This window comes from Pelomonas sp. V22 (assembly GCF_030014915.1).
Lineage (GTDB): Bacteria > Pseudomonadota > Gammaproteobacteria > Burkholderiales > Burkholderiaceae_C > JAUASW01.
The window spans coordinates 60,249-80,355 of the sequence record NZ_JAGIXS010000002.1; the positions used below are offsets into that span (position 1 = coordinate 60,249).

The 20,107-nt window shown below is 64.4% G+C and carries 22 protein-coding genes and 1 tRNA gene; 1 reads left to right on the plus strand and 22 read right to left on the minus strand.

The features are described from left to right. Nucleotides 1-13 precede the first annotated feature (13 nt). The 13 genes from nuoG to rpsO form a co-directional block, all read right to left on the minus strand. Nucleotides 14-2,344, minus strand: coding sequence for an NADH-quinone oxidoreductase subunit NuoG (gene nuoG / locus J7U46_RS09390; RefSeq protein WP_282825138.1), 2,331 nt, complete (start codon nucleotides 2,342-2,344; stop codon nucleotides 14-16). 18 nt (nucleotides 2,345-2,362) lie between these two features. Next, complete coding sequence (gene nuoF / locus J7U46_RS09395; RefSeq protein WP_282825140.1) at nucleotides 2,363-3,733, minus strand: NADH-quinone oxidoreductase subunit NuoF; 1,371 nt, start codon at nucleotides 3,731-3,733, stop codon at nucleotides 2,363-2,365. A 13-nt stretch (nucleotides 3,734-3,746) separates the two neighbouring features. Next, nucleotides 3,747-4,256 carry an NAD(P)H-dependent oxidoreductase subunit E gene (locus J7U46_RS09400; RefSeq protein WP_282825142.1) on the minus strand — a complete coding sequence of 170 codons (510 nt, stop codon included), beginning with the start codon at nucleotides 4,254-4,256 and terminating at the stop codon, nucleotides 3,747-3,749. Between the two features lie 8 nt (nucleotides 4,257-4,264). Next, nucleotides 4,265-5,518 (minus strand): NADH-quinone oxidoreductase subunit D, encoded by a 1,254-nt coding sequence (locus tag J7U46_RS09405; RefSeq protein ID WP_282825143.1) that lies wholly within the window; start codon nucleotides 5,516-5,518, stop codon nucleotides 4,265-4,267. A gap of 3 nt (nucleotides 5,519-5,521) precedes the next feature. Beyond that, nucleotides 5,522-6,118 carry an NADH-quinone oxidoreductase subunit C gene (locus J7U46_RS09410; protein WP_282825145.1) on the minus strand — a complete coding sequence of 199 codons (597 nt, stop codon included), beginning with the start codon at nucleotides 6,116-6,118 and terminating at the stop codon, nucleotides 5,522-5,524. Then, nucleotides 6,115-6,594 (minus strand): NADH-quinone oxidoreductase subunit B, encoded by a 480-nt coding sequence (locus J7U46_RS09415; RefSeq protein ID WP_282825147.1) that lies wholly within the window; start codon nucleotides 6,592-6,594, stop codon nucleotides 6,115-6,117. Before J7U46_RS09415 ends, J7U46_RS09410 begins: the two co-directional genes overlap by 4 nt. Nucleotides 6,595-6,603: 9 nt before the next feature. Continuing rightward, nucleotides 6,604-6,963 (minus strand): NADH-quinone oxidoreductase subunit A, encoded by a 360-nt coding sequence (locus J7U46_RS09420; RefSeq protein ID WP_282825148.1) that lies wholly within the window; start codon nucleotides 6,961-6,963, stop codon nucleotides 6,604-6,606. Between the two features lie 195 nt (nucleotides 6,964-7,158). Next, a tRNA-Leu gene (locus J7U46_RS09425) sits at nucleotides 7,159-7,243 on the minus strand. A gap of 164 nt (nucleotides 7,244-7,407) precedes the next feature. After that, nucleotides 7,408-7,782: a preprotein translocase subunit SecG gene (gene secG / locus J7U46_RS09430; RefSeq protein ID WP_282825150.1), complete on the minus strand. Its 375-nt coding sequence runs from the start codon at nucleotides 7,780-7,782 to the stop codon at nucleotides 7,408-7,410. A gap of 65 nt (nucleotides 7,783-7,847) precedes the next feature. Continuing rightward, the gene (gene tpiA / locus J7U46_RS09435) at nucleotides 7,848-8,597 is read right to left on the minus strand and encodes a triose-phosphate isomerase (RefSeq protein WP_282825152.1); all 750 of its coding nucleotides are present in this window, start codon (nucleotides 8,595-8,597) and stop codon (nucleotides 7,848-7,850) included. Between the two features lie 10 nt (nucleotides 8,598-8,607). Further along, nucleotides 8,608-9,594 (minus strand): NAD(P)H-quinone oxidoreductase, encoded by a 987-nt coding sequence (locus tag J7U46_RS09440; RefSeq protein WP_282825154.1) that lies wholly within the window; start codon nucleotides 9,592-9,594, stop codon nucleotides 8,608-8,610. Between the two features lie 29 nt (nucleotides 9,595-9,623). Next, the gene (gene pnp / locus J7U46_RS09445) at nucleotides 9,624-11,750 is read right to left on the minus strand and encodes a polyribonucleotide nucleotidyltransferase (RefSeq protein ID WP_282825156.1); all 2,127 of its coding nucleotides are present in this window, start codon (nucleotides 11,748-11,750) and stop codon (nucleotides 9,624-9,626) included. Nucleotides 11,751-11,967: 217 nt separating this feature from the next. Beyond that, complete coding sequence (rpsO, locus tag J7U46_RS09450; RefSeq protein WP_282825159.1) at nucleotides 11,968-12,237, minus strand: 30S ribosomal protein S15; 270 nt, start codon at nucleotides 12,235-12,237, stop codon at nucleotides 11,968-11,970. Between the two features lie 364 nt (nucleotides 12,238-12,601). Here rpsO and J7U46_RS09455 point away from each other — a divergent pair, with 364 nt between their 5' ends. Beyond that, nucleotides 12,602-13,015, plus strand: coding sequence for an Hsp20/alpha crystallin family protein (locus tag J7U46_RS09455; protein ID WP_282825160.1), 414 nt, complete (start codon nucleotides 12,602-12,604; stop codon nucleotides 13,013-13,015). Here J7U46_RS09455 and tsaD read toward each other — a convergent pair. The 9 genes from tsaD to J7U46_RS09500 form a co-directional block, all read right to left on the minus strand. Beyond that, the gene (gene tsaD / locus J7U46_RS09460; protein WP_282825162.1) at nucleotides 13,008-14,051 is read right to left on the minus strand and encodes a tRNA (adenosine(37)-N6)-threonylcarbamoyltransferase complex transferase subunit TsaD; all 1,044 of its coding nucleotides are present in this window, start codon (nucleotides 14,049-14,051) and stop codon (nucleotides 13,008-13,010) included. The two genes, J7U46_RS09455 and tsaD, sit on opposite strands and share 8 nt — an antisense overlap. Further along, nucleotides 14,051-14,386, minus strand: coding sequence for an ISC system 2Fe-2S type ferredoxin (gene fdx / locus J7U46_RS09465; RefSeq protein WP_282825164.1), 336 nt, complete (start codon nucleotides 14,384-14,386; stop codon nucleotides 14,051-14,053). Before fdx ends, tsaD begins: the two co-directional genes overlap by 1 nt. A 12-nt stretch (nucleotides 14,387-14,398) precedes the next feature. Further along, on the minus strand, nucleotides 14,399-16,255 hold the full coding sequence (hscA, locus tag J7U46_RS09470; protein WP_282825166.1) for a Fe-S protein assembly chaperone HscA: 1,857 nt from the start codon (nucleotides 16,253-16,255) through the stop codon (nucleotides 14,399-14,401). 4 nt (nucleotides 16,256-16,259) lie between these two features. Then, complete coding sequence (hscB, locus tag J7U46_RS09475; protein WP_282825168.1) at nucleotides 16,260-16,778, minus strand: Fe-S protein assembly co-chaperone HscB; 519 nt, start codon at nucleotides 16,776-16,778, stop codon at nucleotides 16,260-16,262. 67 nt (nucleotides 16,779-16,845) lie between these two features. Beyond that, the gene (gene iscA, locus J7U46_RS09480; RefSeq protein ID WP_282825170.1) at nucleotides 16,846-17,169 is read right to left on the minus strand and encodes an iron-sulfur cluster assembly protein IscA; all 324 of its coding nucleotides are present in this window, start codon (nucleotides 17,167-17,169) and stop codon (nucleotides 16,846-16,848) included. Nucleotides 17,170-17,186: 17 nt separating this feature from the next. After that, on the minus strand, nucleotides 17,187-17,573 hold the full coding sequence (gene iscU, locus J7U46_RS09485) for a Fe-S cluster assembly scaffold IscU (RefSeq protein WP_282825171.1): 387 nt from the start codon (nucleotides 17,571-17,573) through the stop codon (nucleotides 17,187-17,189). A gap of 30 nt (nucleotides 17,574-17,603) precedes the next feature. Beyond that, nucleotides 17,604-18,824, minus strand: coding sequence for an IscS subfamily cysteine desulfurase (locus J7U46_RS09490; RefSeq protein WP_282825172.1), 1,221 nt, complete (start codon nucleotides 18,822-18,824; stop codon nucleotides 17,604-17,606). 23 nt (nucleotides 18,825-18,847) lie between these two features. Beyond that, a complete protein-coding gene (locus tag J7U46_RS09495; protein ID WP_282826188.1) occupies nucleotides 18,848-19,381 on the minus strand; it encodes a Fe-S cluster assembly transcription factor in 534 nt (177 codons plus the stop codon). A gap of 211 nt (nucleotides 19,382-19,592) precedes the next feature. After that, nucleotides 19,593-20,051 carry a low molecular weight protein-tyrosine-phosphatase gene (locus tag J7U46_RS09500; protein ID WP_282825173.1) on the minus strand — a complete coding sequence of 153 codons (459 nt, stop codon included), beginning with the start codon at nucleotides 20,049-20,051 and terminating at the stop codon, nucleotides 19,593-19,595. Nucleotides 20,052-20,107 lie beyond the last annotated feature (56 nt).

The following is a 20,107-nucleotide window of genomic DNA, read 5'->3' on the forward strand; positions in this document are numbered from 1 at the left end:
GCTTGTTCCTGCCTCACACCTTGGCCACGGTCAGCGTGCCGAACATGGCACCCAGCGCCTGCGTCTCGGCCAGGCCGGCCGGCACGCGCACCACATTGGCGGGCAGCGCGGCATCGAGCTTGGCTGTCAGCTGCGCAGAGCCTGCACCTTCCTGGCTGACCAGGATCTTGTTGGCGTCGTCGGAGAGGCCCAGTTGCTGCCACAGCGCGCTAGACAGAGTAGCGACCGGCGCCGTGCGGGCATCCTTGGTCAGCTGCAGCGAGGTGGCGTTGCGGACCAGCGCATCGGTGGCGTAGATCGGCACATCGGCAAGGCGTTCGATAGCACCGCCTTCACCGGCCGTCAGCGTCACTGCGGCGTCGCCGGCGTTGCTCAGGCGAGCGCTCAGATCAGCATCCACACCCAACGCCTCAATGCGAACCTGCTCGGAGCTCTCTTGAGCAAAGCCCGGCAGGCCCAGCACATTCGCGAGCACGCGCAGCACCTTCCAGCCCGGGCGGGTTTCAGCCAGCGGCTTCACCACGCCAACGAAGCTCTGCAGGCGACCTTCGGCATTGACGAAGGAGCCCGAGGTCTCGGTGAACGGGGCGACCGGCAGCAGCACGTCGGCGTAGTCGAGGCCGGTCTTGAACGGACTCATCACCACGACCATCTCGGCGGCCTGCAGCGCCTTGGCGGCGGCAGCGGCGTTGGCCGAATCGAGCACCGGGTCGGTGTTCAGCAGCAGCAGTGCCTTCAGCGAGCCATTCAGCATCTCGCCAGCATTCAGGCCACCTGCCATCGGCAGCGCACCGACCAGCTGCGCACCCACGGTGTTGGCCGCTGCGGTCAGGTAGCCGACGCGGGCGCCGGTCTTCTCGCCAATCCAGTTGGCCAGCGACAGCAGTTGAGCAGCTTGAGGATGCTGTGCAGCGGCATTGCCGAGCAGCAGGGCTTTGCGCTGGCCGCTCCACAGGGCGTTGGCGATGCGCTTGGCAGCGTCAGAGGCTTGCGCAGTCACCGGGGCTGCAGCGCCTGCCAGCTCGGCGACAGCAGCAGCCACACCAGCCAGCTCAGCCAGCCAGGCGCTCGGTGCAGCCACCACGCGCTCGGCGACGTTCATCAGCCAGTCTTCAGCCGAGCCGGAGATGCTCATCACCTTGGCGCCACGGCGAGCCGCCTGGCGCAGGCGCTGGGCAAACAGCGGATGGTCCTTGCGCAGGAAGGAGCCGATCACCAGCGCGCGGTCCAGCGTGCTCAGCTCAGCGATGGGCAGGCCAAGCCACTGGGCTTTGCCGGCATCGGCCATGTTGCCGAAGTCCGAATGGCGCAGGCGGTAGTCGACGTTCTGGCTGCCCAGGGCGCGGGTCAGCTGCGACAGCAGGTGCAGCTCTTCCACGGTGCTGTGGGCCGAGCCCAGCGCGCCGATGGCCGAAGCGCCATGGTCGTTCTTGATGCTCTTCAGGCCGTTGGCCACGTACTCGAGGGCCGTGGTCCAGTCGACGCTCTTCCAGGCGCCGCCCTGCTTGATCATCGGAGCGGTCAGGCGGGCATCGCTGTTCAGCGCTTCGTAGGAGAAGCGGTCGCGGTCGGCGATCCAGCATTCGTTGACGTCTTCGTTCTCCAGCGGCACGACGCGCATCACCTGCTGGCCCTTGACCTGGACGATCAGGTTGGCGCCGGTGGAGTCATGCGGCGAAACGCTCTTGCGGCGCGACAGCTCCCAGGTGCGGGCGCTGTAGCGGAAGGGCTTGCTCGTGAGCGCACCGACCGGGCAGACGTCGATCATGTTGCCCGACAGCTCCGAGTCGACCGTGCGGCCGACAAAGGTCTGGATCTCGCTGTGCTCGCCGCGGTGGGCCATGCCCAGTTCCATCTGGCCGGCGATCTCCTGGCCGAAGCGGACGCAGCGCGTGCAATGAATGCAACGGCTCATCTCTTCCATCGAGACCAGCGGGCCGATGTTCTTGTGGAACACCACGCGCTTCTCTTCCGAGTAGCGCGACTTGCTGCCACCGTAGCCCACGGCCAGGTCCTGCAGCTGGCACTCGCCGCCCTGGTCGCAGATCGGGCAATCCAGCGGGTGGTTGATCAGCAGAAATTCCATGACACCCTGCTGGGCCTTCAGCGCCTTCTCGCTCTTGGTGCGAACGATCATGCCTTGCGTCACCGGCGTGGCGCAGGCGGGCATCGGCTTCGGTGCCTTCTCCACGTCCACCAGGCACATGCGGCAGTTGGCGGCGATGGAGAGCTTCTTGTGATAGCAGAAGTGCGGGATGTAGGTGCCTGCCTTCTCGGCCGCATGCATCACCATGCTGCCTTCGAGCACCTCAATCTTCTTGCCGTCGAGTTCGATTTCAACCATGTTCTGTCCTGGCTCGGCTCAAGCCGCCTTCGCGGGTTGCGCGGTTTTTTGCGCCTGTTCGATCATCTGCACGAACTCGCTCTTGAAGTTCTTGATCATGGCGCGCACCGGCATCGCGGCGGCATCGCCCAGCGCGCAGATGGTGCGGCCCTGGATGTTGTCGGCCACGGAGTTCAAGAGGTCGAGGTCGTCCTTGCGGCCTTGGCCGTTGGCGATGCGCTCGATCACGCGGTGCATCCAGCCCGTGCCTTCGCGGCAGGGCGTGCACTGGCCGCAGCTCTCGTGGGCGTAGAAGTAGGAGAGGCGCAGCAGGCTGTTGACCATGCAGCGCGAATCGTCCATCACGATGACGGCGCCCGAGCCCAGCATGGAGCCGGCCTTGGCGATGGAGTCATAGTCCATCGTGCACTGCATCATCACGTCGGCCGTCAGCACCGGGGCTGAAGAGCCGCCGGGGATCACGGCCTTGAGCTTGCGGCCGGTGCGCACACCGCCAGCCAGCTCCAGCAGCTTCTCGAAGGGCGTGCCCAGCGGGATCTCGTAGTTGCCGGGCTTGTTCACATCGCCAGAGACCGAGAAGATCTTGGTGCCGCCGTTGTTGGGCTTGCCGATCTCGAGGTAGGGCTGGCCACCGTTGCGGATGATCCAGGGCACTGCCGCGAAGGTCTCGGTGTTGTTGATCGTGGTCGGCTTGCCGTACAGGCCGAACGAGGCCGGGAACGGCGGCTTGAAGCGCGGCTGGCCCTTCTTGCCTTCCAGCGATTCGAGCAGCGCGGTTTCCTCACCGCAGATGTAGGCGCCAAAACCATGGAAGGCGTGCAGCTGGAAGCTGAAGTCCGAACCCAGGATGTTGTCGCCGAGGAAGCCGGCGGCGCGGGCTTCTTCCAGGGCCGCTTCGAAGCGCTCGTAGACCTCGAAGATCTCGCCGTGGATGTAGTTGTAGCCCGTCTTGATGCCCATCGCGTAGGCGGCAATGGCCATGCCTTCGATGACGATGTGCGGGTTGAACATCAGGATGTCGCGGTCCTTGCAGGTGCCCGGCTCGCCTTCGTCCGAGTTGCAGACCAGGTACTTCGCGCCCGGGAACTGGCGGGGCATGAAGCTCCACTTCAGGCCCGTCGGGAAACCGGCGCCGCCACGGCCGCGCAGACCCGAAGCCTTGACCTCGGCGATCACCTGGTCCGACGTCATGCCAGGCGCCTGGCCTTCGGCCACCGGCGCGCCGTCCTTGCCGAGGATCTTGCGCAGCGCTGCGTAACCGCCTCGCGCCACGTAGTCCTTCAGGCTCCAGTTCTTGCCATCGAGGCCGGCATAGATCTGCGGGCCGATGTGGCGGTCGTGGAAACAGGTCTCGGTGCCTGTCGCTTGAAACTTGGAGAGATCCAGCATGCTCGGTCGTCCCTCAGTTCTTGGCCGCGTGGGCACGCAGCGTGTCGACCAGCTCGTCCAGGCGCGCGGTGCTCATGAAGCTGCACATCTGGCGGTCGTTGACCAGCATCACCGGCGCATCGGCGCAGGCACCCAGGCATTCGCTCTTCTGCACGGTGAACAGGCCATCGGCCGTCGTGCCGCCCTGCTCCACACCCAGCTTGCTGCAGAGGTGGTCGAGCGCGCTCTGGCCGTCGCGCAGCTGGCAAGGCAGGTTGGCGCAGACGTTCAGCTTGAACTTGCCGACCTTCTGCTGGTTGTACATGTTGTAGAAGGTCGTGACCTCGTACACAGCGATGGGCGGCATGCCCAGGTAGGCGGCAATCGCGTCTTCGCTGGCGCGCGACACAAAGCCCTCTTCCTGCTGGACGATGGACAGACAAGCCATCACGGCCGACTGCTTCTGGTCGGCCGGGTACTTGGCAACCTCGCGTGCGAAACGCGCGGCGGTGGCCTCGGTCAGGGTGTATTCAGCAGTGCTCATCGCGGTACTCATCGATCGATCTCACCGAACACGATGTCCATCGTGCCGATCACGGCCACGGCGTCGGCAATCATGTGGCCGCGCGACATTTCGTCGAGCGCTGCCAGGTGCGAGAAGCCCGGCGCGCGAATCTTCAGGCGGTAAGGCTTGTTGGCACCATCGCTGACGATGTAAATGCCGAACTCGCCCTTCGGGTGCTCCACGGCGGCGTAGGCCTCGCCCTCGGGCACGCGGAAACCTTCGGTGAAGAGCTTGAAGTGGTGGATCAGCTCTTCCATGTTCGACTTCATGTCGACGCGCGAAGGCGGTGCCACCTTGTGGTTGTCGGTGATGACCGGGCCGGGGTTCTTGCGCAGCCACTCCACGCATTGCTGGATGATGCGGTTGGACTGGCGCATTTCCTCGACACGCACGACATAACGGTCGTACGTATCACCTTCCACACCCACCGGCACGTCGAAGTCCATCTTGTCGTAGACGTCGTAGGGCTGGGTCTTGCGCAGGTCCCAGGCGATGCCGGAGCCGCGCAGCATGGCGCCGGTGAGGCCCAAGTTCAGCGCGCGCTCGGGCGTGACCACGCCGATGCCGACGGTACGCTGCTTCCAGATGCGGTTGTCGGTCAGCAGCGTCTCGTAGTCGTCGACGTTCTTGGGGAAGCGCTTGCAGAAGTCGTCGATGAAGTCCAGCAGTGAGCCCTGACGGTTCTCGTTCAGCTGGGCAATCGCCTTGGCGTTCTTGATCTTGCTGACCTGGTACTGCGGCATCACGTCCGGCAGGTCGCGGTAGACGCCGCCCGGACGGAAATAGGCCGCGTGCATGCGCGCACCCGACACCGCCTCGTACATGTCGAACAGGTCCTCACGCTCGCGGAAGCAGTAGATGAGGATGTTCATCGCGCCGCAGTCCAGGCCATGGCAGCCCAGCCACAGCAGGTGGTTCAGCAGGCGGGTGATCTCGGCGTACATCACGCGGATGTACTGCGCTCGGATCGGCACCTCGATGCCCATCATCTTCTCGATGGCCAGGCAGTAGGCGTGCTCATTGGCCATCATCGACACGTAGTCGAGGCGGTCCATATAGGGCAGCGACTGGATGTAGGTCTTGCTCTCGGCCAGCTTCTCGGTAGCGCGGTGCAAGAGGCCGATGTGCGGGTCGGCGCGCTGGATGACTTCACCGTCCAGCTCCAGCACCAGGCGCAGCACGCCGTGGGCGGCCGGATGCTGCGGGCCGAAATTCAGGGTGTAGTTCTTGATGTCGGCCATGAATCAGATTCCGCCGTAGTTGTCTTCGCGGATCACGCGCGGCGTGATTTCACGCGGCTCGATGGTGACCGGCTGGTAGATCACGCGCTTCTGCTCGGCGTCGTAGCGCATTTCGACATGGCCCGAGGTCGGGAAGTCCTTGCGCATCGGATGGCCGATGAAACCGTAGTCGGTCAGGATGCGGCGCAGGTCTTCGTGACCTTCGAACAGGATGCCGTAAAGGTCAAAGGCTTCACGCTCGAACCAGTTGGCAGCCGTCCAGATCGGGGTGACCGCAGCGACGCAGGGGAAGTCGTCATCGGCGCAGAAGACCTTGAGGCGCAGGCGCCAGTTCTTGCTGACCGACAGCAGGTGCGTGGAGACGGCGAAGCGCGGGCCTTCGTAGCCCCCATTGCCGTAGTCGGAGTAGTCGAGACCGCAGAGGTCGATCAGCTGTTCGAACTTCAGCTCGGGATGATCACGCAGGATGGTGGCCACTTCGAAGTAGTCCTTGGGCGCGACGCGCAGCGTCAACTCTCCAAGGGCGTTCTTCAGTTCGACGATGCGCTCGCCGAGCGCTGCTTGCAGGGCCGCCTGCAGGGTGTCGAGTTTGGTGCTCATGCGCGGGCAATCGTGTTTTCGCGGCGGATCTTGGCCTGCAGTTGCAGGATGCCGTAGAGCAGCGCCTCGGCCGTGGGCGGACAGCCCGGCACATAGACGTCCACCGGCACGATGCGGTCGCAGCCGCGCACGACGGAATAGCTGTAGTGGTAGTAGCCGCCGCCATTGGCGCAGGAGCCCATCGAGAGCACCCAGCGCGGCTCGGCCATCTGGTCGTAGACCTTGCGCAGCGCCGGTGCCATCTTGTTGCACAGCGTGCCGGCCACGATCATCAGATCGGATTGGCGCGGGCTCGGTCGGAACAACATGCCGAAGCGGTCGATGTCATAGCGCGCCGCACCGGCGTGCATCATCTCGACCGCACAGCAAGCGAGGCCGAAGGTCATCGGCCACAGGGAACCGGTCTTGGACCAGTTGATCAGCTTGTCGACCGAGGTGGTGACAAAGCCTTCTTTGAGAACGCCTTCGATGCCCATTGCTTTGCCTTATTCCCAGTCCAGAGCGCCTTTTTTCCACTCGTAGGCAAAGCCCACGACGAGGATGCCCAGGAAAATCATCATCGCCCAGAAACCTGTCGCGCCGATTTCACGCAGGGCCACAGCCCAGGGAAACAGGAAGGCAATTTCCAGGTCGAACAGGATGAACAGAATGGCCACGAGGTAGTAGCGCACGTCGAACTTCATTCGCGCGTCGTCAAAGGCCTCGAAGCCGCATTCGTAAGGGGAGTTTTTGGCCTGATCCGGCCGATTCGGGCCCATGATGTAGCCCAGGACCTGGGGGATGATCCCCACCGCTGCGCCGACCAAGATGAAGAGGATGACGGGTAGGTACTGATCCAGGCTCACAGCAGGTGCTCTCGGTTGAACTGATTCACGGCCTCCGGGCCGCGATCCAGCAAAAGCAACGGGCGCGCCGCCAGCGTCATTTTGCAATGCCGCTCACGGACCGCGCCCGCCTTGTCCCCTGCAGCGCTTGCAACGCTGCGACAGGGCGCACGATCAGTAGCATAAGGGCTCCAACCCCTGCCCCGACCGAATATCTGGTGCCGTCGGCGAGACTCGAACTCGCACAGCTTTCGCCACTACCCCCTCAAGATAGCGTGTCTACCAATTTCACCACGACGGCTTGTCTTCAAATGCATTCGGTTTGCTTGAGGATTGCTTACCGAACAGCCTCGCATTCTATACCGAAATATTGAGGCTCCCGAGGAGTCTGAGCCTCTTTCCGCTGCGCGAGATCAAGTGCAATGCGAGCGCTGTGCGAGTGGCGTCACAACGCTCGCAGCAATATCACTTGGAGGCAGCGGAAGCAGCCGGCAGCGCGGTGGGAACAGCGCTCGGCAGCACCGGCGCAGAAGCCGCGTCGGCGCCAGGCGCGGCACGGTCCAGCACAGTCTGACCCGACTCAGCCACCGGCGCCGTGGCACGGTGGTTCGCCATGTAGGCCAGGGCCAGCGTGCAGACGAAGAAGATGGTGGCGCAGACGGCCGTGGTGCGCGACAGGAAGTTGGCGCTGCCGGTGGCACCGAACAGGCTGCCCGAGGCACCGCTGCCGAAGGAGGCCCCCATGTCGGCACCCTTGCCGTGCTGGACCAGCACCAGGCCGATCATCACCAGGGCACTGATCAGCTGCACCATCAGGACCACGTTCATCATCACTTGCATTTCAAACTCTCCAGTTTTCTCGTATTCATTGGAGACACGGCCGTCGAGGCCGCGCCCCAGGGGATTCAGACCTGTGCCGCGCGGCAGATGGCTGCAAAGTCAGCCGACTTCAAGGCAGCGCCGCCAATCAGGCCGCCATCGATATCAGCCTGCGCAAACAGCTGGGCCGCGTTGTCGGGCTTGACGCTGCCGCCGTAGAGGATGCGCATCGCATCGCCCTTTTGCGTGGCCGCATGCAGCTGAGCACGCAGCACATGGTGCACGGCCTGGGCCTGTTCGGGCGAAGCCGTGAGGCCCGTGCCGATGGCCCAGACCGGCTCGTAGGCCACGACGATCTCGCCGATGCAATGCGTCAGCGTGTGGATCACGGCGGCCAGTTGGCGCTTCACCACCACCTCGGTCTGGCCGGCTTCACGCTCTGCGAGCGTCTCGCCGACGCAGACGATGGGCGTGACACCGTGCGCCAGCGCTGCCTTGGCCTTGTCAGCCACCAGTTGGTCGCTCTCGCGGTGATAGGCGCGCCGCTCGGAGTGGCCCACGATGGCATAGCGGCAGCCGATGTCGTGCAGCATGGCTGACGACACCTCGCCGGTGTAGGCGCCCTGCTCATGCGCCGAGCAGTCTTGTGCACCGAAGGCAATGTTCACGCCGGTCAGGGCCAGCGCGGTCTCGGTGATGTAGGGAAAAGGCACGCAGACCGCCACATCGGCATTCCACGGACCCGCCTCCTTCAGGCCAGCCAGCAACAAGGCATTGGCAGCACGGCTGCCATGCATCTTCCAGTTGCCGACGACGAGTTTTCTTCTTTGGCTCATTGTTCAGTCCTCACCAGACGAGCACGATCTTGCCGACATGCTCGCCCGACTCCATCAGCGCATGTGCCGCAGCGGCATCAGCCGCCGGCAGTTCCCGGAAGATCACCGGGGCGATCTTGCGGTCGACCAACAGCGGCCAGACCCTCTCGCGCAACTCCTTGGCCACGCCAGCCTTGAAAGCCAGCGAGCGCGGACGCAGGGTCGAGCCGCTGATCGTCAGACGGCGGCGCAAGACCTGACCCGCATCGAACTTCGCGTCCACGCCCCCTTGCACGGCGATGATGACCGCGCGGCCATCATCAGCCAGACATTGCACATTGCGCTCCACATAGGAGCCCGCCACCATGTCCAGGATCACGTCGACACCCCGGCCACCCGTGGCAGCCTTGGCTTCGGCGACGAAATCCTGCTCGCGGTAGTTGATCGCCACATCGGCGCCCAGCTTCAGGCAGGCGGCAGCCTTGTCAGCATTGCCGACGGTCACCAGCACGCGCGCACCAAAGGCTTTCGCCAATTGGATTGCCGTCACGCCGATGCCGCTGCTGCCGCCATGCACCAGCAGCGTCTCGCCGCTCTTCAAGCCTGCCCGGCCGAACACGTTCGACCAGACGGTGAAGAAGGTCTCCGGCAGGCTGGCAGCCTCGGCCATGCGCCAGCCCTCGGGCACCGGCAGGCACTGGGCCAGCGGCGCCACGCAGGCTTCGGCATAGCCGCCACCCGACACCAGCGCACAGACAGCATCGCCCGGCTTGAAACCGGCCGCAGCCAGTTCCTGCATATCGCCGGCAACGATGCGCCCCGCCACTTCCAGTCCAGGCAAATCGCTGGCACCAGGAGGTGGCGGATAGGCACCCTTGCGCTGCAAGACGTCAGGGCGATTGATGCCATAGGCTTCAACCGCGATCAGGCATTCGCCCGCTCCGGCTTGCGGAGCGGGACGCTCGATCACTTGCAGCACCTCAGGGCCGCCGGGGCGGCTGATGGCGATGGCGCGCATGCTGAGCTCGATGCGGGGCCGCGAAAGGCTTACTGCTGGGGCGCGTCGCCAGCCGGGGCAGCGTCACGCTCGAGCAACGCCTTCATCGACAGCTTGATGCGGCCCTTCTCGTCCGTCTCCAGGACCTTGACCTTGACGATCTGGCCTTCGGTCAGGAAGTCGGTGACCTTCTCGACGCGCTGATGGGCGATCTGGCTGATGTGCAGCAGGCCGTCCTTGCCAGGCAGCAGGTTCACAAGAGCGCCGAAGTCCAGGATCTTGGTGATCGGGCCTTCGTAGACCTTGCCCACTTCCACTTCAGCGGTGATCTCTTCGATGCGCTTCTTGGCGTGAGCGGCCTTGTCGGCGTCGGTCGAGGCGATGGTGATGGTGCCGTCTTCGCCGATGTCGATCGTGGTGCCGGTTTCTTCGGTCAGCGCACGAATGGTCGCGCCGCCCTTGCCGATCACGTCACGGATCTTTTCCGGGTTGATCTTCATCGTGTACAGCCGCGGCGCGAACTGCGACACCTCGGTGTTGGCCGTGCCCATGGCTTCGACCATCTTGCCGAGGATGTGCAGGCGGGCTTCCTTGGCTTGCGCCAGCGCGACCTGCATGATTTCCTTGGTGATGCCCTGGATCTTGATGTCCATCTGCAGGGCGGTGATGCCGCTGGTTGTGCCGGCCACCTTGAAATCCATGTCGCCCAGGTGATCTTCGTCACCCAGGATGTCGGTCAGCACGGCGAAGCGGTTGGCGTCCTTGATCAGGCCCATGGCGATACCGGCCACGTGGGCCTTCATCGGCACGCCAGCGTCCATCAGAGCCAGGCAGCCGCCGCAGACCGAAGCCATCGACGAGGAGCCATTGCTTTCCGTGATTTCCGAGACCACGCGCATCGTGTACGGGAAGTCTTCCTTGCTCGGCAGCGCAGCAATCAGTGCGCGCTTGGCCAGGCGGCCGTGGCCGATTTCGCGGCGCTTCGGGCTGCCCACGCGACCGGTTTCGCCGGTGGCGAACGGAGGCATGTTGTAGTGCATCATGAAGCGGTCTTCGAACTCGCCAGCCAGTGCGTCGATGCGCTGGGCGTCGCGGTCGGTACCGAGCGTGGCAACAACCAGGCCTTGCGTTTCACCACGGGTGAACAGGGCCGAGCCGTGGGTGCGCGGCAGCACGCCGTTGCGGATTTCGATGGCGCGCACGGTGCGGGTGTCGCGGCCGTCGATGCGGGGCTCGCCAGCCAGGATCTGGCCGCGCACGATGCGGGCTTCGATCTCGAACAGCAGGCCGTCGACCTCGACGCCGTCGAACTCAACGCCTTCAGCCTTCAGGGCTTCCTTGACGCTCGAATAGACAGCGCGGCAAGCCTCGGTGCGGGCTTGCTTGGAGCGGATCTGGTAAGCGGCACGCAGGGCTTCTTCGGCCAGGCCGTTGACCTTGGCGATGAAGGGCTCATTCTTGGCCGGGGCCTTCCAGTCCCAGGCCGGCTTGCCGGCGTCGCGCACCAGTTCGTGGATCGCGTTGATGGCGATCTTGCTTTGCTCGTGGCCGTAGACCACGCCACCCAGCATGATGTCTTCGCTCAGTTGGTCGGCTTCCGACTCGACCATCAGCACGGCAGCTTCGGTGCCGGCCACGACCAGGTCCATCTTGGAATCGATCAGGGCGGTCTTGCCCGGGTTCAGGATGTACTCGCCGTTGACATAGCCCACGCGAGCGGCGCCGATCGGGCCGCTGAACGGGATGCCGGAAACGGCCAGCGCGGCGCTCGAAGCGATCAGCGCGGCGATGTCGGCCTGCACTTCAGGGTTCAGCGACAGCACGTGCACCACGACCTGGACTTCGTTGAAGAAGCCTTCCGGGAACAGCGGGCGGATCGGGCGGTCGATCAGGCGCGAGGTGAGCGTCTCGAGTTCGCTCGGACGGCCTTCACGCTTGAAGAAGCTGCCGGGGATCTTGCCGGCTGCGTAGGTCTTCTCGATGTAGTCGACGGTCAGCGGGAAGAAATCCTGGCCGGCCTTGGCCTGGGACTTGGCAACCACGGTGGCCAGCACCACGGTGTCTTCGATGTTCACCAGCACGGCGCCGGACGACTGACGGGCGATCTCGCCGGTCTCCATCACGACATTGTGGGGACCCCATTGGAAGGTCTTGGTGACTTTGTTGAACATGCTCATGTCATCTCCTCTTGAGTCGAGCCGCTTGCGGTGCGGCATCAAAACCGGGAGGGAAGCTGGGTTTGGCGGGATGCCATTCCATCGGATTTCGTTGATTCAAATCCCGATGGAATGACACATCGTCGCCACGTCAGCTCGTCTCCAGCTGCGGTTCAGAAAGACAAAGAGCCTGTGCTGGCTTTGCAGTCCAGACAGGCTCTTTCACTTCGTCGCCAGATTACTTGCGCAGGCCCAGCTTCTGGATCAGCGCGGTGTAGCGGTCAGCGTCCTTGCGCTTCAGGTAGGACAGCAAGCTCTTACGCGTATTGACCATCTTCAGCAGACCGCGACGGCCGTGGTGGTCCTTGGCGTGGGTCTTGAAGTGGGGGGTCAGGTCGTTGATGCGAGCGGTCAGCAGAGCAACTTGGACTTCCGGGGATCCGGTGTCATTGGCGCTGCGAGCGTTCGACTTGACGATTTCTGCCTTCTTGGTAACGGCGATTGCCATGGTGCGTTCCTTGGAATGTCGGAAAGCCGCTGGGCAACGCAATACAAGTGCGAGCTCGCAGACGGTTTCCAGGTTTTAACTTGCGGTCACAGGTGAAACCGACCCGTGCCGTGCCTTGATTCACCACCGGGCCAGCAAAGGCCAAGCGGCAAAACCTGCGGATTGTAGCCCAAGTCGGACGGACGGCCAGAACCGGCGCGCCGGGAAATGGCCAAGCAGCCGGACTTGGGGACCTTTGACCGGCTTCCAAGCCCCATGAATCCATATTTCTTGAGGCTCTTGAAAGCCCTGGGCGCGGGCCAAGTTTGGGATCCATGGGCGCCGCAGCGTGCCTTGCAACCCAACCTCCACAGGAGCCAAGACCATGTTCGTGATCCCCATGACCCGCCATTCCGCCGACCTGTCGCAACGCATCGAACGCCTGTTCAATGTCGATCCCGACGCCCGCGCCCTGCGCAGCCCTGCGCTGGATGTCAGCGAAACCGAGCAGGGCTACACCCTGCAACTGGACCTGCCCGGTGTTGCCAAGGAGGCCGTGAAGATCCGCATCGAAGGTCGCCGCGTCAGCATCGACGCCGAGCAGCCACTGCCGGCCGCCCTGCCCGAAGGCGAGCGCATCCTGCACCGAGAGCGCTCGGTGACGCGCTACTCGCGCAGCATCGCCCTGCCCCTTGAACTCGACCAAGCCGGCTCGACAGCCAAGCTGGACAACGGCGTGCTGACCCTCTCGCTGGCCAAGCGCGTGCCGGCCGGTGCCGGCGACCTGAGCGTCAGCTGATTGCGCCCAAAGCCCAGCGCGGCCGGACCTCGAATCCGCCGCCGCTGGGCGCCGGTGCAGCGATGCCGCGTTGCAGGCGCAGCGCGGCCGCCATGGCGATCATGGCGCCGTTGTCGGTGCACAGGCTCAGCTCCGGGTAGTGAACGCGGATGCTGCGCTTGGCGCAGGCCGCGTTCAACTGCTCACGCAGCTTCTTGTTCGCGCCCACGCCACCCGCGACCACCAGCCGCTTGAGCCCGGATCCCTTCAAGGCCATCAAGGATTTCTTCAGCAGCACTTCGACGATGGCGGCCTGCGTTGACGCCGCCAGATCGGCGCGTTGCTGCTCGGTCGGCGCATCGCCCAGTTTCTTCACCTGGGTCAGCACGGCCGTCTTCAAGCCGGCAAAGCTGAAATCGGGCTTGCCGCTGTGCATCAACGGGCGCGGCAGGGCAAAGGCTTCGGGATTGCCGCTCTCCGCCAGCTTGGCGAGATGCGGTCCTCCGGGGTAAGGCAGGCCGAGCAGCTTGGCGCTCTTGTCGAAGGCCTCGCCAGCCGCATCGTCAATCGTCTCGCCCAGCAACTCATAGCTGCCGACTTCATCGACGCGCATCAACTGCGTGTGACCGCCCGAAACCAGCAAGGCCACGAATGGAAACTCCGGTGGGTCGCTGGACAAGAACGGCGAGAGCAGATGCCCTTCCAGGTGATGGACCGCCATCGTCGGCTTGCCGAGCGCAGCGGCCAGCGAAGCGGCCACGCCAGCGCCAACCAGCAAGGCGCCAGCAAGACCTGGCCCCTGCGTGTAGGCGATGACATCGACATCCGCCAGCGTCGCATTGGCGCGCACCAAGACTTCGCGAGTCAAGGGAATCACGCGCCGGATGTGGTCGCGCGAGGCCAGCTCGGGCACCACGCCGCCATAGGCCTGATGCATGGCGATCTGGCTGTGCAAGGCATCGGCCAGCAGACGCGGCGCGCTGCCCTGTCCTTCGTTGAACTCGACCAGGGCAACACCGGTCTCGTCGCAGCTGGACTCGAAGCCCAGAACTTTCATCAGCCTTCCTTGGCGTGGTTGATCGAGTACTTCGGGATCTCGACGGTCACGTCCTTCTGGCCCAGGATGGCCTGGCAGCTGAGGCGCGAGTTGGCTTCGAGGCCCCAGGCGCGGTCCAGCATGTCTTCCTCGCCCTCTTCCATCTCGGACAGCGAGGCAAAGCCCTCGCGCACGATGACGTGGCAGGTGGTGCAGGCGCAGACCTGGTCGCAGGCGTGTTCGATGTCGATGTGGTTGTCCAGCAGCGCTTCGCAGATCGAGGTGCCGGCAGGCACGGTCAGCGACTTGCCTTCTGGGCAGTACTCAGCGTGCGGAAGAATCTTGATGATGGGCATGGGGGCCTCGGTTCAAACCTGATCGATATTGCGGCCGGCCAGGGCCTGGTGGATGCCGCGATTCATGCGCGCAGCGGCGAAGGCCTCGGTGCCCTTGGCCAGTGCTTCGACGGCAGCATCGATGGCATGCGAATCTTCGCCCTTGGCGGTTTCGCTCATGGCCGTGAGCAGCGCAGCGATGTCGGCGCGTTCGGCTTCCGTCAGCAGGTCGCCATCGGCATTCAGGGCCGAATGCGTGGCGAGCAGCATGCGCTCGGCTTCCACACGGGCTTCCCGCAAGGCGCGGGCTTGCATGTCGGACTCGGCCGATGCGAAACCGTCCTTCAGCATGCCGGCGATCTGATCGTCCGACAGGCCATAGCTCGGCTTCACCTGAACCGCCGCCTCGACACCGGAGCCCAGCTCCTTGGCCGAGACGCTCAGCAAGCCGTCGGCATCGACCTGAAAGCTCACGCGGATGCGCGCCGCACCCGCCACCATCGGCGGAATGCCACGCAGTTCGAAGCGTGCCAGCGAACGGCACTCGCTCACCAACTCACGCTCGCCCTGCAACACATGGATGGCCATGGCGGTCTGGCCGTCCTTGAAGGTCGTGAAGTCTTGCGCCTTGGCGATGGGGATGGTCGCATTGCGCTCGATCACGCGCTCGACCAGGCCGCCCATGGTCTCGAGACCCAGCGACAGCGGGATCACGTCCAGCAAGAGGATCTCGCCATCGGCCGCATTGCCGGCAAGTTGATTGGCCTGGACGGCCGCGCCCAGCGCGACAACTTCATCGGGGTTCAGGTTCGTCAGCACCTCGCGGCCGAACAGCTGGCTCACGGCGGCGCGCACGCAAGGCATGCGGGTCGAGCCGCCCACCATCACCGTGCCCTGCACCTCATCGGCCTTGAGCTTGGCGTCGCGCAGCACGCGGCGCACCGAGCTGAGCGTCTTGGCAATCAAGGGCTCGGCCAAGGCCTCGAACTGAGCACGGCTGACGATCACGTTCAGTTCGCCCTGATCAAGGACGCAATGCAGCGCCGTCGACTCAGCGGACGACAAGGCCTCCTTGGCCTGTCGTGCTGCTACCAGCACGGCGCGCTTGTCGTGCGCGCTGTCCGCGCTGCGACCCGCTTGCGCCAGCGCCCAATCGGCCAGCGCGCGGTCGAAATCATCGCCACCCAGCGCAGCATCGCCGCCGGTAGCCACGACCTCGAACACACCCTTGGTCAGGCGCAGGAGCGAGATGTCGAAGGTGCCGCCGCCGAGGTCGTAGACCGCGTAGAGGCCTTCGCTGCTGTTGTCGAGGCCATAGGCAATTGCCGCAGCCGTGGGCTCGTTGATCAGGCGCAGGACATTGAGGCCGGCCAGTTGAGCCGCGTCCTTCGTCGCCTGGCGCTGCGCGTCATCAAAGTAGGCCGGCACCGTGATGACGGCGCCGAAAAGGTCGTCGGCGAAGCTGTCTTCCGCGCGGTAGCGCAGCGTCGCCAGGATCTCGGCCGACACCTCCACCGGCGACTTGAGGCCATGGCGGGTCTGCAGGCTCAGCATGCCCGGCGTGTCTTCGAAGCGATAGGGCAGCTTCTCGCGGCCCGCAATATCGGCCAGCGAGCGGCCCATGAAGCGCTTGACAGAGACGACGGTGTTTTCCGGGTCCTCGGCCTGGGCCTCGAAAGCCTCGGCGCCGATCTGGCGGCGGCCTTCGTCGAGGTAACGAACGGCCGAGGGCAGGATCACGCGGCCCTGCTCATCCGGAAGGCATTCGGCCACGCCATGGCGCACCGAGGCGACCAGCGAATGCGTGGTGCCGAGGTCGATGCCGACCGCAATGCGTCGCTCATGCGGATTGGGCGACTGGCCGGGTTCGGAGATCTGCAGCAATGCCATGGTCTTATTGTCCCAACGCCTCGAGGCGCTTATCGATATCGGCGCGGAAGCGGGCGACAAACATCAGCGCCCTCACCCGCTTGGCCGCCTCGGCCGGATCATTCTTTTCGTCGAGCAGTTGGCCGGCCTCGGCCAGCAAGCCTCGCTCGCGCGCCAGCACCTGCTCGTCCAGCGCTTCCACCTCATCCACGCCGCGCGCCTCGTCCAGCGCCTCACGCCACTCCATCTGTTCCATCAGGAAGGCCGCTGGCATGCTGGTGTTCTCATTGGCTTGCAGTGCCGCGCCGCGCAACTCGCACAAGTAGCCGGCGCGCTTCTGCGGATCTCGCAGGCGCTGGTGCGCCTCGTTCACTCGCAAGGCCCATTGCATGGCCTGGCGCTGAGCCGCAGCCCCCTCGGCGGCGAACTTGTCGGGATGGACCTTGGCGGCCAAGGCCTTCCAGCGCGACTCGATGTCGGCCGCATCCTGCGCAAAGCGCTGGGGCAGGCCGAACAGGCTGAAGTCGTCGTCGTCGAGGCGCATGGTGGGTGAAGAAAGCAAAAAGCGCGGCCACAAAGCCGCGCCACGTGATGTTGAAGCGCGGCGGACTTTACACGCGGAAGGACTCGCCGCAGCCGCAGCGGTCTTTCTCGCGCGGATTGCGGAACTTGAAGCCCTCGTTGAGGCCCTCGCGCACGAAGTCGAGTTCGGTGCCGTCCAGGTAAGGCAAGCTCTTCGGGTCGATCAGGATCTTCACGCCATGGCCTTCGAAGATCACATCCTCAGGCGCAAAGTCATCGGCGTATTCCAGCTTGTAGGCCAGGCCCGAGCAGCCGGTGGTCTTGACGCCCAGGCGCACGCCCACGCCACGACCGCGCTTGGCGATGTAGCGGGTGACGTGGCGCGCAGCCGCTTCGGTCAGGGTGACGGACATCGGCGAACTTCCCTTGTTTATTGCGTGTGCTTGGCGCGGTAGTCGTCCACGGCGGCCTTGATCGCGTCTTCAGCGAGGATGGAGCAGTGGATCTTGACCGGCGGCAGAGCCAGCTCTTCGGCAATCTGCGTGTTCTTGATCGACAGTGCCTGGTCCAGGCTCTTGCCCTTGACCCATTCAGTCACCAGCGAGCTGGAGGCGATGGCCGAGCCGCAGCCATAGGTCTTGAACTTGGCGTCCTCGATCAAGCCGGTGGCCGGATTGACCTTGATCTGCAGCTTCATGACGTCGCCGCAGGCCGGCGCGCCGACCATGCCGGTGCCGACTGTCTCGTCGCCCTTCTCGAAGGCGCCGACGTTGCGGGGGTTCTCGTAGTGGTCGATGACCTTGTCGCTGTATGCCATTTTGATTCTCCTGATCTGTCGTCGTGGGGCTCAGTGAGCCGCCCACTGGATGGTCGAGAGGTCGATGCCATCCTTGTACATATCCCACAGCGGGGACAGCTCACGCAGCTTGGCAACGCGGTCTTTCAGCGTCGTCACCGCGTAGTCGATTTCTTCTTCAGTCGTGAAGCGGCCGATGGTCATGCGCAGCGAGGAATGCGCCAGCTCGTCGCTGCGGCCCAGGGCGCGCAGCACATAGCTGGGTTCCAGGCTCGCTGAGGTGCAGGCCGAGCCCGAGGACACAGCGATGCCCTTGATGCCCATGATCAGCGACTCGCCCTCCACGTAGTTGAACGAGATGTTCAGGTTGTGGGGGACGCGGCGTTCCATGTCGCCGTTGACGAAGACCTGCTCGATGTCCTTCAGGCCATTCAGCAGACGCTGCTGCAGGGCACGGATGCGAACGCTCTCGGCGGCCATCTCTTCGCGGGCGATGCGGAAGGCTTCGCCCATGCCTACGATCTGGTGCGTGGGCAAGGTGCCCGAGCGCATGCCGCGCTCATGGCCGCCACCGTGCATCTGGGCTTCAAGGCGCACGCGCGGCTTGCGGCGCACGTAGAGCGCGCCAATGCCCTTGGGGCCGTAGCTCTTGTGCGAAGCCAGGCTCATCAGGTCAACCGGCAGCGTGGCCAGGTCAATCTCCACCTTGCCCGTGGCTTGCGCCGCATCGACGTGAAAGATGATGCCGCGCTCGCGGCAGATGCTGCCAATGGCCGGAATGTCCTGGATCACGCCGATTTCGTTGTTCACGAACATGACCGACACGAGGATGGTGTCCGGGCGCAGCGCGGCCTTGAAGACCTCCAGGTCCAGCAGGCCGTCTTCCTTGACGGCGAGGTAAGTCACCTCGAAGCCCTGGCGTTCCAGCTCACGCGTGGTGTCGAGCACGGCCTTGTGCTCGGTCTTGACCGTGATGATGTGCTTGCCACGGCTCTGGTAGAAATGCGCCGCACCCTTGATGGCGAGGTTGTTGGACTCGGTCGCGCCCGAGGTCCAGACGATTTCGCGCGGGTCCGCGCCGATCAGCGCTGCCACCTGCTCACGTGACTTCTCGACGATGGCCTCCGCCTCCCAACCCCAGGCATGACTGCGGGAGGCCGGGTTGCCGAAATGCTCGCGCAACCAGGGAATCATGGCGTCGACCACGCGCGGGTCCACCGGCGTCGTCGCGCCGTAATCCATGTAGATGGGGAAGTGAGGCGTCATGTCCATGAGACTTCTTCTTGTGCAGCTGCTTATTTGGTGAAGGCGTTGCCGAGGGCAAAGACCGAATTAGGGGCAGTAATGCGGATGGGTTTGACCACGGGCACCGAGGAGATGGCACGCTTGATCGGCGCTTCCTCGATGGTCACGCCCTTGGCGAGCTGATCTTCCACGAGCTTGCGCAGCGAAACCGAGTCGAGGTACTCGATCATCTTGGCGTTCAGGCTGGTCCAGAGCTCGTGCGTGATGCACTTGCCGGTGTCCTCGCCCATGCAGTTTTCCTTGCCACCGCAGCCGGTGGCGTCGATGGGCTCATCGACGGCGACGATGATGTCGGCCACAGTAATCTCGCTGGACTTGCGCCCCAACGAGTAGCCGCCGCCCGGGCCGCGAGTGCTTTCCACCAGCTCATGGCGACGCAGCTTGCCGAACAGCTGCTCCAGGTAAGACAGCGAAATCTGCTGCCGCTGGCTGATCGCGGCCAGGGCGACCGGGCCGCCGTTTTCGCGCAGGGCCAGATCGATCATCGCGGTGACGGCAAAACGGCCTTTGGTGGTAAGACGCATATCAAGCTCCTGAAGGTCCAGGCCAACCCGGCGGGTCAGCCCTGTGGCAGCGGCCAGGGATCCAGGTACTGCCCATTCCCGAGGATTCAAGCCCGCCTTGAGAGGATCTTGGCGGGTAAACCCTTGGTAAGTCCGAGTATTTTACTCAATTATCAGGAGGCTTGCCGGCGGCGCCCTGGCGGCCCCCCCGAAAGCCCTACGCCGGCTGGGGCTAGCGAGCCCGGGCGCGGGCAGCCAGGTCGGCCGCCAAGCGGGCGCAAGCCGGTTCGACCAGGTCCAGCACCCGCTCAAAACCGGCCGGTGGGCCGTAAAACGGGTCAGGCACCTCGGCATCGCCGAGCAGCAAGGCCACGCGGTCCTGCAATTCCGGCGGGCAGCGCTTGCGCAAGGAGGCCAGGTGGCCTTCATCCATGGCCAGGACCAGGTCAAAGCGCTCGAAATCCGCACGCTCGAAACGCCGGGCCCGCTGGCGCGACAGGTCGTACCCCCGCTCGGCCGCATGCTTTTGCGAGCGCTTGTCCGGCGCCTCGCCGACATGGAAGCTTTCCAGGCCGGCCGAATCCACCGCCACGACCTTGTCCGCCCCCAGTTCGGCCAATCGCTTCTCCAGCACCGCCTGAGCGGTGGGTGACCGGCAGATATTGCCCGAGCACACGAAAAGAACAGCCATTTTTGGCTTGCGCATCAACAACTTACGTAGCATTTGCGGCCTATTTTTTTGACTCG